12 protein-coding genes and 1 pseudogene are annotated in these 13,705 nt (G+C 61.6%); all 13 read left to right on the top strand.

Annotation, left to right across the window (positions count from 1 at the left end):
* Positions 1 to 325 (top strand): annotated as a pseudogene (locus VIE67_RS13270) (aminomethyl-transferring glycine dehydrogenase subunit GcvPA); the annotation flags it as partial.
* 507 nt (positions 326 to 832) lie between these two features.
* Positions 833 to 1,183, top strand: coding sequence for a met regulon transcriptional regulator MetJ (gene metJ / locus VIE67_RS13265; protein WP_343230738.1), 351 nt, complete (start codon positions 833 to 835; stop codon positions 1,181 to 1,183).
* A 641-nt stretch (positions 1,184 to 1,824) separates the two neighbouring features.
* Positions 1,825 to 2,802: a sigma 54-interacting transcriptional regulator gene (locus VIE67_RS13260; protein WP_332026921.1), complete on the top strand. Its 978-nt coding sequence runs from the start codon at positions 1,825 to 1,827 to the stop codon at positions 2,800 to 2,802.
* A 229-nt stretch (positions 2,803 to 3,031) separates the two neighbouring features.
* Positions 3,032 to 3,307: a hypothetical protein gene (locus VIE67_RS13255; protein WP_332026920.1), complete on the top strand. Its 276-nt coding sequence runs from the start codon at positions 3,032 to 3,034 to the stop codon at positions 3,305 to 3,307.
* Between the two features lie 28 nt (positions 3,308 to 3,335).
* Positions 3,336 to 5,120: a phage tail sheath family protein gene (locus VIE67_RS13250; RefSeq protein ID WP_332026919.1), complete on the top strand. Its 1,785-nt coding sequence runs from the start codon at positions 3,336 to 3,338 to the stop codon at positions 5,118 to 5,120.
* Positions 5,121 to 5,130: 10 nt separating this feature from the next.
* The gene (locus tag VIE67_RS13245) at positions 5,131 to 5,658 is read left to right on the top strand and encodes a phage tail protein (protein WP_332026918.1); all 528 of its coding nucleotides are present in this window, start codon (positions 5,131 to 5,133) and stop codon (positions 5,656 to 5,658) included.
* Between the two features lie 6 nt (positions 5,659 to 5,664).
* A complete protein-coding gene (locus VIE67_RS13240) occupies positions 5,665 to 6,381 on the top strand; it encodes a T4 family baseplate hub assembly chaperone (RefSeq protein ID WP_332026917.1) in 717 nt (238 codons plus the stop codon).
* Positions 6,378 to 7,178, top strand: a complete 801-nt coding sequence (locus VIE67_RS13235) for a hypothetical protein (protein ID WP_332026916.1) — start codon at positions 6,378 to 6,380, stop codon at positions 7,176 to 7,178. The genes VIE67_RS13240 and VIE67_RS13235 overlap by 4 nt, the downstream gene beginning before the upstream one ends.
* Positions 7,175 to 8,443 (top strand): Pvc16 family protein, encoded by a 1,269-nt coding sequence (locus VIE67_RS13230; protein WP_332026915.1) that lies wholly within the window; start codon positions 7,175 to 7,177, stop codon positions 8,441 to 8,443. The genes VIE67_RS13235 and VIE67_RS13230 overlap by 4 nt, the downstream gene beginning before the upstream one ends.
* Positions 8,440 to 10,566 (top strand): ATP-binding protein, encoded by a 2,127-nt coding sequence (locus tag VIE67_RS13225; protein ID WP_332026914.1) that lies wholly within the window; start codon positions 8,440 to 8,442, stop codon positions 10,564 to 10,566. The genes VIE67_RS13230 and VIE67_RS13225 overlap by 4 nt, the downstream gene beginning before the upstream one ends.
* On the top strand, positions 10,563 to 10,841 hold the full coding sequence (locus VIE67_RS13220) for a hypothetical protein (protein WP_332026913.1): 279 nt from the start codon (positions 10,563 to 10,565) through the stop codon (positions 10,839 to 10,841). The genes VIE67_RS13225 and VIE67_RS13220 overlap by 4 nt, the downstream gene beginning before the upstream one ends.
* 219 nt (positions 10,842 to 11,060) lie before the next feature.
* Positions 11,061 to 12,905, top strand: a complete 1,845-nt coding sequence (locus tag VIE67_RS13215; RefSeq protein WP_332026912.1) for an eCIS core domain-containing protein — start codon at positions 11,061 to 11,063, stop codon at positions 12,903 to 12,905.
* A gap of 93 nt (positions 12,906 to 12,998) precedes the next feature.
* On the top strand, positions 12,999 to 13,705 hold a 707-nt coding region (locus VIE67_RS13210), incomplete at its 3' end, for an eCIS core domain-containing protein (protein WP_332026911.1).

Genomic DNA, 13,705 nt, shown 5'->3' with positions numbered 1-13,705 from the left:
GATGGCGTTGCTCGGATCCGAAGGCGCCGCGCGCGTGGCCAACGCGAGCATGCGCAACACGCGCCTGTTGCGCGACAAGCTCTGCGCGATTGCCGGTGTGAGCCAGTTGTTCGCGCGCCCGTTCTTCCACGAAGTCGCGCTGCGTCTGCCGCGCTCCGCGCACGACGTCGTCGAGCGACTCGCGCACGACAACATCGTCGCCGGTTTTGCGCTCGGTGAAGAATATTCCGAGTACGAAAACGTGCTGCTCGTGTGCGCGACGGAAACGAAAACCGAAAACGATCTCGATCATTTTGCGGCGGCGTTGAAGCGAGCACTCGCCTGATTTCGACGCACGTTAAATCGCGAGTGCAGTCGCGCGCTTTGCGCAAATTCTCGCAAATCGGTCACAAAACGCGTCTGCGAGAGCTTCCGGCGCAAAAAAATTTTCACGCTCCCGGCGTTCGTTCAGGCACTGTTTTCGTGCATCGAAAATTGCGCGTCAACACAATGAAATTGTGAGTCGATATCAATCCGCACAATTTTTATTTATATAAAAGTATATTAATTGTAAAATTGACATGCGCGTGAAGCGGCTGTAACCCGCATCAAATATAGCTTTTTTTGCATGTGCCGTGCGCGGCGTTGCGCAAACATTGATTCGGCGCGGATTTCCTGAAAATCGTTTGGACGTTTTTACGCCCGCCGTAAATTTCGTCGATGCGTGGCATTTGAAGCGCCCAGGTCGTCCGCAGCGGCCCGCGGCGGCGGCGTGGCGGCACGCGCGGTAGCACAAATCTGTTGACAGCAAAACACTTACGGAATAATTTTTGCGCCAACGTGACACCTGTACATGGATTCCATGACGGCGGCGAAGTTTGTAAAACCTTACATAGAGCACGGCAGCAAAGCAGTCGCCGTGAAAAAAGTGACGGTATCAATACCGCTTCACGTACTCAGACTTCTCTCCGATGAACGCACACGCCGCCAGGTGAACAATCTTCGGCACGCGACGAACAGCGACCTGCTGTGCGAAGCGTTCCTGCACGCTTTTACTGGGCAACACTTACCAACCGACGAGGAGCTAAGACGCGATATGGCTATGAAGAAAGCTGCAAAGAAACCCGCTAAGAAAGCTGCGAAGAAAGTCGTAAAGGCCAAAGTGGCCAAGAAGACCGCAAAGAAGACCGCAAAGAAGAAGTAAGAAACACCACGACGTAGAGTCATCTTCAACCAAAGCGACACGTACCCACGGACCTTCGGGTCCTGAAGTTCACCGAATGCGGAGTTGGCATCCGGTTTCCAAAGCAACAGATAAGATTCTTGCCAAACTTACCTCTCCCCGTGGGCATGTCCAGCACGGGGAGAGGCTCTAACCCTCGATCCATCCCGCCAGCAGCTCCCGCTCGGCATCTCCCACTTGACTAGCCCTGCGTCGCCATCGCGATGCTCTGCCTATTTCCTCTGTCTGGTCCGTTGAAATGCTGTCCGGCGCTGTCCAGCATTGTTGCGAGCAGCCTTTTGCTGCGGGCGTCCGACGAGAGAGAAATCACAGAACCGGACCGCCAAAGGGCTTAGATTTCAGGCACGGGACTCCAGCGACTGGCCCTCGGGGGCAGGCCGGGTACGCAAGATAGGCGCGCCTTCGAGTCGATCGGTGTTCTGAAGGAATGGGTGGCAGATCTTGTAATCCCCAATTTTGAAAATGGAAGTACATATATATAGAGGTCGGCTGACTGCGGTCGTTGTCGGGTAACGGTCGCTGCTGGCAGGGGGAGTCGGCGGAGTCGCGCGGGTCCAATCAAGAGTGGGCTGCGAGGCGGCAGGTGTGTCGAGGGTTCCGCCATGATGATTGGGCAGTCGGTACAGATACGCGAGTTGCTCGCCGAATTGCGACGCTTCGCCAGTTGCGATGCCCCGGTATTGATCGAGGGAGAGACCGGGACGGGCAAGGAACTTGCCGCGCGCGAAATTCATTACTCCAGTCCGCGCGCCGGCCGGCCTTTCGTGCCGGTGAATTGCGGCGCGCTTTCCGATTCGCTGATCGAAAGCGAATTGTTCGGCCACTGCCGCGGCTCGTTCACCGATGCAAAGATCGATCATGCGGGTCTGGTCGAGCATGCCTGCGGCGGCACCCTGTTCCTGGATGAAGTCGACACCTTGTCAGCCAAGGCCCAGGTTACCCTGCTGCGCTTTCTGCAGGATCGCGAGTACCGGCCGGTCGGGGCCGTAAAAATGCGCGCGGCCGATGTGCGCGTAGTCGCTGCGACCAATGCCTCGCTTGCCGAACTGGACAAGAGCGGCCGCTTCCGTTCCGATCTTCTTTATCGCCTCAATCCGCTTTATGTGCGCGTGCCGCCGTTGCGCGAGCGTCCTGGCGATGTGATCGAACTTGCCGAACACTTCCTGCAATCGGCAAGCAAACAGTTGGCGACGACACGCAAACGCTGGCGGCCGAGCGCACTGAGCGCACTGCGGACCTACGCCTGGCCCGGCAACGTGCGCGAACTCGAAAGCGTCGTGCTGCGTGCCTGTCTGCACGCAGAGGGGACGGATGTTGGTTTGCCCGAACTCGCGGCGGCGCTGCCGGAACTGGCGACCCGTGTCGACGCGGAAGCGCGCGAGCATTCGCCCAGCGGTACTTTCAGCGCCGCGAAGTCGCGGGCGATCGCATCGTTCGAGCACGGTTATCTCATCGATCTGATGCGCCGCGCGCACGGCAACGTCAGCGAAGCCGCAAGGCTTTCCAGCGTCGAACGGCGCCAACTCGGCAAACTGCTGAAAAAACGCGGCATCGAGCGCGTGCACTTCGGTCCAGAGTAGCTGCACGAGACTCATCAGTATTGCGATCGTTTGTCAGGCGAGCGTTCCGCCTGCCACGAACCGTCCGGGTCATTGCGCACCCGGCGCACCATAAAACCGGGTGTGAAATAACCCGGGCAACAAGGAGTCGATTCGCAACAAACGGATTTTTTTCAACCGCTTACCTTGCCACGGTCGGTGGCATGCGGATTGCTCTTTCTGTTGCCAATCTGCGCAGAGAGGTGCAGGCATGTGCGAACAGCAGTCGTGCAGCCGGGGCGGCAGCGGTGAAATCGAGAATGCGGTGATCACCTATCTCGGCAGTCGTCCGCGTGCGGCCGACACACTCGAAGGCATCGTCTCGTGGTGGCTGCCGCTGCAGCGTTACGAAATCGCGCGCGTGCGCATTGAGACTGTACTTGCCCATCTGGTCGATGCCGGCGTATTGCGGCGCGATCGTTTGCCGGATGGAGCCGACTTGTATGCATTGGACGACAAGGTAGAGCGGACGCCACATCCGCATTGAAGCTTTCTGATCGAGCGAGGAGAAATCTATGCCAGTTGCGCTCACATACCCGGGCGTTTATGTCGAAGAAATTCCCAGCGGCGTGCACACTATCATTGGTGTAGCGACGTCGGTAACGGCGTTCGTCGGCCGTGCGCCGCGCGGGTTGGTCAATACGGCGATCGTGATCAACAGCTTCGCCGACTACGAACGCCAGTTCGGCGGCTTGTCGCTCGCAAGCAGCGTGAGCTTTGCCGTACGCGACTTTTTCGTCAATGGTGGGCAGCAGGCGGTGATCGTGCGCCTGTATCACACCGATCAGGGTAACCCGGGCGCCAATCCTCCGGTTGCAGCCGTCGGTGGATTGGCCAAGTTGGCGGTTACCGACCCTAATTTTGCGCTTAGTTTTGTGGCGGCGTCGCAAGGCTCGTGGGGGGTGAACCTGCGCATCGGCGTGGATCAGGACAACACCAACGTCGATGTCGCACAATCATTGCTGGGTCCGACAGGCGGCAAAGGCGACCTGTTCAACCTCACGGTAACCGATACGGGTACCGGGGGCAGTGAGAGTTTTCTGAATCTGACCGTGAAGGACAGCGCCCGCCGCGTGGACAAGGTGCTGGCCTCCCAGTCGGCGTTGATTCGCTACGACGGCACGCCGTCGGCTGCAACCGTGATCAACGTTGCGGCAGGCAAGGAAGACAGGGATGCTCTGGGCAAGTTGGAAGATGCCTTGGCGGCTGCGCAGGCAACCTTGTTGCGCGACCAGATCAACGCAGCTGCTGCTGCGACAATTACCAGCGATCAGACGGCGGTAACCAAGGCAACGACCGACTTGAACACGGCATTGGCGACCGCACGTGCTGCAGTTTCGGATGGTGGCGAGTTGACTGCGGCCGATTTTCTGCCGGTAGACGGTCAGAAGAACAAGCTTGGTCTGTATGCGTTGGAACAACTCTACGCGCGCAATCAGCTGTTCAATCTTCTTTGCCTTCCGCCCTACAACCCGACATCGAGCGTCGGCCTGGAAGATGCCGATGTCGACCCCAGTCTGGTCGCCACCGCCGCCAGTTATTGCGAGCAACGCCGCGCGGTGTTGCTGGTGGATTCGCCGTCGGCGTGGACGAGTACGGATTCGGCAGTGAGCGGTTACAGCGCCAGTCCGGATCAGGTTGGAACCCGCAGCAGCAACGCAGCCTTGTTCTTCCCGCGCGTGCAAATGGCCGACCCGCTGCGCGGAAACCAATTGGAAACGTTTGTTGCAAGCGGCGTTGTTGCAGGAATTTTCGCGCGTACGGATACGCAGCGCGGCGTATGGAAGGCTCCCGCAGGAATCGGTGCCTCGCTGGTTGGAGTGGCCGCGCTGAGCGTTCCTTTGACCAACGCGGAGAACGGTGAACTCAGTCCACTCGGCGTCAATTGCCTGCGCAATTTCCCCGTTTACGGATGTGTGCTTTGGGGTTCGCGCACGCTCAGAGGAGCCGACGCGTTCGCCGACGAATACAAATACGTCCCGGTCCGGCGCACGGCTCTTTATATAGAGGAAAGCCTGTATCGCGGGACGCAGTGGGTCGTGTTCGAGCCCAACGACGCGCCCCTGTGGGCGCAGATACGCCTGAATGTCGGCGCGTTCATGCACGACCTGTTCCGGCAGGGCGCGTTCCAGGGGACGACGCCGAAGGATGCGTACTTCGTCAAATGTGACGCCGACACCACGACGCAGAACGATATCGACGCGGGCATCGTGAACATCGTCGTCGGTTTCGCGCCGCTGAAACCCGCGGAATTCGTCGTGATCCAGCTGCAACAGATCGTCGGCCAGATTCAAACCTGAGGAGTAAGTCATGGCGCAGTTCACTGTCAATGCCCAGCGCTTCGATCCGTACAAGAATTTCAAATTCCGCGTGAAGTGGGATGGCCGCTACGTTGCTGGCGTCAGCAAGGTGGGTGGCCTTAAGCGCACCACGGAAGTCGTCAAACACCGCGAAGGCGGCGACCCGAGTTCGAGCCGCAAATCGCCCGGACGCACCGAATACGAAGCCATCACGCTCGAACGCGGCGTGACCAACGATACCGAGTTCGAGAAATGGGCTAACAAGGTGTGGAATTACGGCTCCGGCCTCGGTGCCGAAGTCTCGCTCAAGAGCTTTCGCAAGGACATCATCATCGAACTCTACAACGAGGCCGGACAGCTCGCGCTTGCCTACAAGGTGTTCCGCTGCTGGGTGTCGGAGTATCAGTCGCTGCCCGACCTGGACGCCAATGCAAACGCGGTCGCGATCCAGCACATCAAGCTGGAAAACGAAGGCTGGCAGCGCGATGTGGAAGTGCCCGAGCCGAGCGAACCGACCTTCACCGATCCGTCCAATTAGCGTGTCATGCGAGCTTTGGGCGCGGCGCAATTGCTTGGCATCTGGGAGCAGGGACTTGAGCTCTCCTCGCCACGGCGCGCGCTCGTCTTGCTTGCGGCCGCGTGCCCCGAAACGGATTGGGGCGAACTGGCCGCGTTGCCGGTCGGCCGGCGCGACGATCTGTTGTTGCAATTGCGCGAGCATTTGTTCGGCGCGGAACTGACCCTGGTCGCCGCCTGCCCGGCATGCAGCGAACAACTCGAGTCGACCTTGCGCCTAGCCGACCTTCGCGTCGACGCTCCAGGCCTGCCGGGTGCGCACATGTTGAGTATCGGTGCTCGCGACATCGTGTTTCACGCGCCGACCGCAGGCGATCTGATCGACCTGCCGCAAGACCCGGCGCAGGCCAGCATGGCATTGCTCGCGCGTTGCGTGGATGACTTGCCCGCCACCGCAGGCATCGCCCTTTGGTCGGCGGACGATATGGAAACCATCGGCGCGGCAATGGCCGCCGCCGATCCGCAGGCGCGCACGGACATCGGTCTGGTGTGCGCTGCGTGCAATCACCGCTGGGAAAGTGTGTTCGATATCGCCTCGTTCCTGTGGTGCGAAATCGAGGCTTGGGCGCAGCGCACGCTGCACGAAATACACGCGCTTGCGCGTGCGTACGCGTGGCGCGAGCAGGACATCCTGGCGTTGAGCCCGACACGGCGACAGCTGTATCTGGAGCTGAGCCAGCCATGAGCGACGTACCGGCAGGCGGAACAAAGAACTTCCTCGTGCAAATGGTCGAGCGTGCAAGCGATGGCGCAAGCGCGGTGCGCCCGCGCGTGCCTGGATTATTCGAGCCCGTATCGACGCGGCGTTCGGTCTTTTCGACCTTCGGTCAAGCCGATACAGGCGAACCGGACCATGCGACGTCAAGCCGTGACGATGCGCTTTTCGCGGATCATGCGCATAGCCGAGATGCACGAGTGTTCAAGAGCAGGTCATCAAGACCGGTGTCGACTCCGGCGGACAGCGACCCAGGTTCGGAATCAGGCGCGGTCGATGCGCAGGACTCGCATGCCTCCGCGCGTGGCGAGCCTGCTCGTCAGGGGCAGATGCAGCCGGTGCCGACCAGGCCCGCCTTCGGATCTATGCGAGGCAACGTCGGTGAAACCGGCCTCATCGCCCGACGTTTGGCGAGCAGCGCGATGCAAAGTCTCGACGTGCCGCAGACGAAACCCGTATCAGACGCATCTTCCAAGACGAATCCGCCCGCGAACGCAACGATCGACAACGGACTTCCGAAAAACACGCTGACGCCCAAACGCGTACCCGAGAGATCGGTTGTCGGTGCGCGCGAAGCGACCCGCGAAACGCGTCACGCAGACGCTGCCGTCGGCACGCGAGCCGAGCCCACCGTCCATATCAGCATCGGCCGCGTCGAAGTTCGTGCGTTGACGCAGGCGCCGGTGAATCCACAGCAGCGCACGAACAATCCGCGCCGACCGATGAGCCTGGACGAATACCTGAACCGCAAGGAACGTGCGCGATGAGCGAGTCGACCGCCATCGCTGCGACCACGACCACGCTGCAGCATCTGCTCAGCGGCGGGATTCCGAGTCGCGATCAAAGCCTGCCTGGCCTGGTCGTCACCACGATGCCGCCGGACCTCGCGCGCAAGGGCCACAACAGCGCGCAGCTCAACATCTTTCTTTACCAGACCCAGGTCAACGCCGCCTGGCGCAATCTTGATATTCCGAATCAGGTGCGGCCCGGCGAAACCGCGACACCACCGCTGGCCTTGAACCTGCACTACATGCTTACCGCTTACGGCGACGAGAACGACGACGAGACGGTCAGCCATCGTGTACTCGGCGGCGCGATGAGCGTGTTGCACGATCATCCGTTGCTCGGTCGCGCGGAAATCAGCAGCGCCCTGGCCGGCTCCGGACTCGAAAATCAATTCGAGCGCCTGCGCATCACGCCGATCGTCCTGCTGATGGACGAGATGTCCAAACTGTGGACCGCGCTGCAGAGCAACTATCGGCTGTCGGCAGGTTACGAAGTCACCGTGCTGCTGATCGACAGCACCTTGCCGGTCAAGGCGTCCCTGCCGGTATTGAAACGCAGCGCGGACGATCGCGGACCGGTCGCGGTCGCCGGGCGCGCACCATCGCTTGACGGCATTCGCTATCCGCGCTCGCAGCAGGCGGCGCGCCTTGGCGACGATATCGCGCTCACCGGCTCGTATCTCGCCGTCGCCAACACGACGGTGGAATTCAGCAGTCTGCGGCTGCCGAAACCGATACTGTTGACGCCGACGGTCGGAGATCGAACCGGCGAAATCAAGCTGCATATTCCGTCGCTGGCCGACGATCCCAACGCGATGACCAACTGGGTGCCCGGTCTGTACACCGTCGCGGTGATCGTGCAGCAGACCAGCGGTCCGCCGTTGATCAGCAACGAAATTGCGTTCGCCTTGGCGCCGACGATCACGCGAACTCCGACCACCGCGGCCGCCGGAACCATCAATCCCGCGATCACCTGCACGCCGCGAATTGCCGCCGGCCAACGCGTGCTGCTGCTGTTCGGCGATGGTCAAACTACGCCCGATTCGGTCGATCAGCCGCCGCCGGCTGCAAATGCGCCATCGCTGGCGAAATTCACCCTGAACAGCGTCGCGAAAAATGCCGATGGCACGGCGAAGACCTATACCGTGCGTCTGCGCGTCGACGGCATCGACAGCATCCCGGTGATCCTGACAGGTACGCCGCCCCTACCCGCCTTCGATCCTGCGCAACAGATCACCATCACATGAGTACCTACGAGCAATGGCAGGACACGAACAATCGCTATCTCGCAACAGCGATCGCCGATCTGCGCACGCGGCTTGAGCGATTGGCCAACGACGCCGCAACTGGCGATGCCGCGAATCTGACGCCGCCTAAAACAGTGCCGGCGAAAAAGGATTCATGGCTGAGCGGACTGCTCAAGCGTGAACCCGTTGCGGCGACGACCGGCGTTGGTGGTTTGTTGACCAGTACGACGCGCCTTGGCGAACCGCACAACGAGCCGGCGGAAGCGCAGGAATCAAAAACGGCCGGCGCTGCCGCAGACGACACGCCTGCAGCCGTCCTGCTCGCGCGACGTCTGGGTCTGAGCGATTTCGAACGCAATCTGCTCCTGCTGTGCACGGCGATGGAATTCGATACGCGCATCGGCGCGCTGTGCGGACGTGCGCAACGCGACCCATCCAAACCGTATCCGACCTTCGGTCTGGCGATGGCGCTGTTCGACAATGCTGCATGGGATGCGATGTCGCCCGAGCGCCCGCTGCGTTATTGGCGCCTGATCGAAATCAATCAGCCCGGCGCGCAGCCCCTGATCGGCAGCGCGCTGAAAGCCGACGAACGCATTGTCAACTACCTCAAGGGCGCCAACTATCTCGACGATCGGCTCGCGCCGCTGCTGGACGCGGTAACCGGGGACGTGCATGAGCTGCCGCTGTCGCAGCAGCAGGTCGTCGCGACGGCCACGACGCATCTGCAGCTCGGCATTCGTGGTGGCTCGCTGCCGCTCGTGCAATTGCTCGGCAACGACAGCGCGAGCAAGTTGCAGATTGCGCAGAGCATTGGCGCGGCGCTGGGTTTGCATCTCCATCGCCTTTATGCCGAGACAATTCCGGCGGCGCTCGCCGACCAGGAAACGTTCCTGCGTCTGTGGCAGCGGGAAACCGCGTTGCTCAATCTTGCCCTGTATGTCGATGCGACGGAAATCGATCGCGTTTCCGCGCAGGGCCTTACCGTGCAGCGCGTACTCGGCCGCATCGCTGGCGTATGCCTCATCGGCGTGCGCGAACCCTGGCCCGGTTTCGGCCGCGATGCGCTACCCGTCGATGTCGCCAAGCCGACGCCGAGCGAGCAGAAGGCCGCCTGGATCGATGCGCTCGGCAGTGACGCCGCGGTGCACGCACAACGGCCCGCGACGCATTTCAATTTCGATATCGCAACCATTCGCCGCGTCGCCGGCGATGCGCTCGCGGCGACACACGACGACCCGAGCCGGCTGCCCAGTGTGCTGTGGAACTACAGTCTGGGCCGCGCGCGGCCGACGCTCGATCAACTCGCGCAGCGCATCGACGCCAAGGCAGGTTGGGACGATCTGCAACTTCCGCCGATGGAGAAAGCGCTGCTGCGGCAGATCACCGATCAGGTCGAGCACCGCGGCATCGTCTACGACGACTGGGGCTTTCGCGAGCGCATGAATCGCGGACTAGGCGTCAGCGTGCTGTTTGCCGGCGCGAGCGGCACCGGCAAGACCATGGCCGCAGAAGTCATCGCACGCGAACTGAAGTTGCCGTTGTACCGCGTCGACCTGTCCACCGTGGTCAACAAGTACATTGGCGAAACCGAAAAGAATCTGCGCCGGCTGTTCGATGCGGCCGAGGACGGCGGCGCGATCCTGCATTGCGACGAATGCGACGCGTTGTTCGGCAAGCGCAGCGAAGTCAAGGACAGCCACGATCGGCACGCGAATATCGAAGTCGATTACCTGCTGCAGCGAATCGAGTCGTTCAGCGGTCTGGCGATTCTCACCACGAACATGAAGAGCGCGCTCGATTCAGCGTTTCTGCGCCGCCTGCGTTTCATCATCAATTTTCCGTTTCCGGCCGCGGCGGAACGCCAGGCGATCTGGCGCGCTGCGTTTCCGCCGGCAATCGATGTCGGCGGACTCGATTTCGCCCAGCTCGCGCGTTTCAATCTCACCGGCGGCAGCATCCAGAACATCGCGATCAACGCCGCCTTCCTCGCCGCAAGCTCGCTCAGCCGCATCACGATGCGACTGTTGCTGGAAGCTGCGCGTGGGGAATTCCGCAAGCTCGACAAGCCGGTCAACGAAGCGGACTTCCGCCACCTCGAAAGCGTGGCAGGCAGTGCATGAACATCCATCTGCACATCGATCGCCTCATCGTCGACGGCTTGCCACTCACGCCGCCGCAGGCACGTGCGTTGCGTGCAAGCGTGGAGACGCAGCTTGGCGCTCTGTTTGCCGCTGCGCCGCCGCGGGTCGCCTCCGGCCACGCTGCCCCAGCCCTGCCCGTTGCACCGATATCCTGGAATGTCGCCGCCGGCGTAAACGCAGCGGGCGGTGCAATCGCGCACTCACTGCACGCGGCCTTGGTTCCAGGCTCGTCGCCGAAGCGGAGTTCACGATGAATTTCTGCAAAGAGATATTCGACACGTCTTGGGTAATCACAAAATCATTCACCGCGGGATGGGACGAGCATGTCTGAGCGAACGGCCAGTAATGCGACCGCCATCAAGTCAGCGGTGACGTCCGCGCCGCGCGCTGGGTTGCTCCAACGCAAATGTGCCTGCGGCACACAGAGTCATGGCAATGCGGAGTGCTCTGATTGCGCGAAGAAGCACGGCACCTTGCAGCGCAAGCTGAACATTGGCGCGAGCAACGATCCGCTGGAACACGACGCGGATCGAGTCGCGGAGCAAGTGATGGCGGCGCCCATGCATGCCACCGCGAGCAGGGCGCCACTGCGCATCCAACGCCATGTCGCGCATGCCGGTGAAGTTTCGGATTCGGAGATGGTGCCAGCCAGTGTGGATCGCGTTCTGGCCGGCTCGGGACGGCCGCTGGATCGGATGCTGCGGCAGGACATGGAGCAGCGTTTCGGTCACGACTTCAGCCGCGTGCGTGTGCATACCGATGGCGCGGCGCACGAGTCCGCGCATGCGGTCGGGGCATTGGCCTATACGGTCGGCGATCGCATGGTGTTCGCACACGGCCAGTACCAGCCGCACGCGGCCAGCGGCCGCCGTCTGCTCGCGCACGAGCTGACACATGTGGTGCAACAGGGCGCCGGCGTATTGCGCCGTACGCCGGATCCGGCGGCCTTGAAGGACTTCGACGACCGCGCCGCGAAGATCAAGAAGGACAAGGTTCTACTCAAGCAAAGTTTTCAGGCGCGCACGCAGGTCAATGAGATTCTCACGATCACGCGCACGCGCGACAACGCGCTGTACTACATCGACAAGTTGGAAACGCTGCTGAGTACGCCGGAAACACCGCCGGGTGCCAAGGCCGCAGCGACATCGGCCGAGACCAAAAAGGCTGCCGACACCGAGGCCACGCGTCTGACCGATGCGGATCAGGCCAAGCATACCGGTGACGAGGAGGCGGTCAGCGACAAGCACAAGGGCAAATTCAAGAAGGTCAAAGGACTCAATGGGGACACATTCGAGATCGATGCGAGCGATGTGACCGACATCGCCGTGCGCGTGAAGGTGCATCTCATCCGCACGGGCAAGGGTACCGCCGACGATGTGAAGCGCATCAAGTCGATGGAGGATGCGATCGAGAAGCGCGCATCAACGCTTGGCTACAACGTGGACGTGGATTTTGTGAACCGAAGCGGATCGGATGTGTTCGATGTGCATGTCGACACCAGCCAGTGGACCAATTCCGACAACTGGGCGGACGACGATGCCGCGATGGCGCACGAGCTGCATCACCGGCTCGGGCTGGAAGAGGACCGCTACGACTATATCGAAGCGCATGCGGATAACGCCGACATGCATATCGACGATCGCATCCTGTGGTTTCGCTCCGAGCTCGACAAGAAGGTCGACAACGACCCGAATTCGATCATGAACGACAACGTGCACTCGCCGCTCGACGATGACGTATGCCGCGTCGCCGGCAAGAAAACGCCGGCGGACGTCGACGCCTGTGTGAAACAACGCGGCGATGCACGCAACAAGCTGATCGGACCGGCCATGGCCAAGGCCGCCGGGTGGGCGTTCAAGGCGCACGCACGGCTGGCCGGCATCGAGCCGGATTCGCCGCTCGACCAGCCGGGCGAACCCACGACCGAACAACTCATTCGCCGGCGCGCCGCGAGCATGGCCGAGCAATTGTTCGGGCATTCGATTCCGATGCGCCACATCGCTGATGGCGTTGGCGCGACACGCATGGAACTGATGCTGAGGAATATCCAGATGGCCTCTTCGCTGGTGGAGGGCTGCGACAGCTCCCCGGTCGTATCGCAGATCGGAAGACCGCGCCTGCGTTTGTGTCCGGGTTTTCTGCCGCTCGGCCAGATGGCGCAGGCGCGGGCCTTGTTGCGCGAATCCTTCCACATCGGGCGCATCGGCGAGCTGGGCAAGGATGCAACGTGCTCAACCGCCGGTTGCGACGACGCCTGTGGCAGCGCGGACAACGCCGAGGCGTGGGTCCGCCTCACGCAGTGCGTGGCGGAGATATAGCCGTGCGCGAATCGGTCAGGACGTGCTGGGTAACCAGAGATGTGCCAAGTACCAATTTGGCCTTGCTCAATCATGCGAGGGGCAGCGGGCTTCATGTCTGAGCGCAGCGCTAGTACTGCAACCAAACCCGCGACGCTGATATCGCCGCGAGCGGGATTGCTGCAGCGCAAATGCGCGTGTGGTGCGCATACGCCAGGCGGCGGCGAGTGTGCCGGATGCAGCAAGAAGAAACTTGGCCTGCAACGCAAGCTCAGCATCGGTTCGGTAAATGACCCGCTCGAACTGGAGGCGGATCGGGTCGCCAATCAGGTGATGGCTATGCCATCGCATGTGGGCGGCGGCAATGAGCCGGCACGCATCCAGCGCTTCGCGGTGCAACCGACCGGACAGTCGGAGGTGGCGCCGACCAGCGTAGATCAGGTACTTGCCAGCCCTGGCAGACCACTAGAACCTGTTCTGCAGTGGGACATGGAGCAGCGCTTCGGATACGACTTTTCGAACGTGCGGGTACATAGCGACTCGGTTGCCGAGCGATCCGCAATGGACGTCAGTGCGCATGCCTATACGGTCGGGCACCAGATCGTATTTGGGCAGGGGCGGTACTCCCCGCATTCCCACGCAGGCAAACGGCTGCTGTCGCATGAGCTGGCGCATGTAGTGCAGCAATCACGCGGTGCGGGCCTAGCCACCGGCCGCGCTGCTGAAAAACCTGGCCTGTCACCGAATAGGTCTCGAGCCGGCGCTGCTTTCGGAGCGATTCAGCGTCAGGCTGTCCCTGGGCCCATCGCGAAACACCAAGC

The organism is Rudaea sp. (assembly GCF_036560865.1).
Lineage (GTDB): Bacteria > Pseudomonadota > Gammaproteobacteria > Xanthomonadales > Rhodanobacteraceae > Rudaea.
Note: the sequence above shows the minus strand (reverse complement) of the source record. Positions and strands in the feature narration are given on the sequence as shown.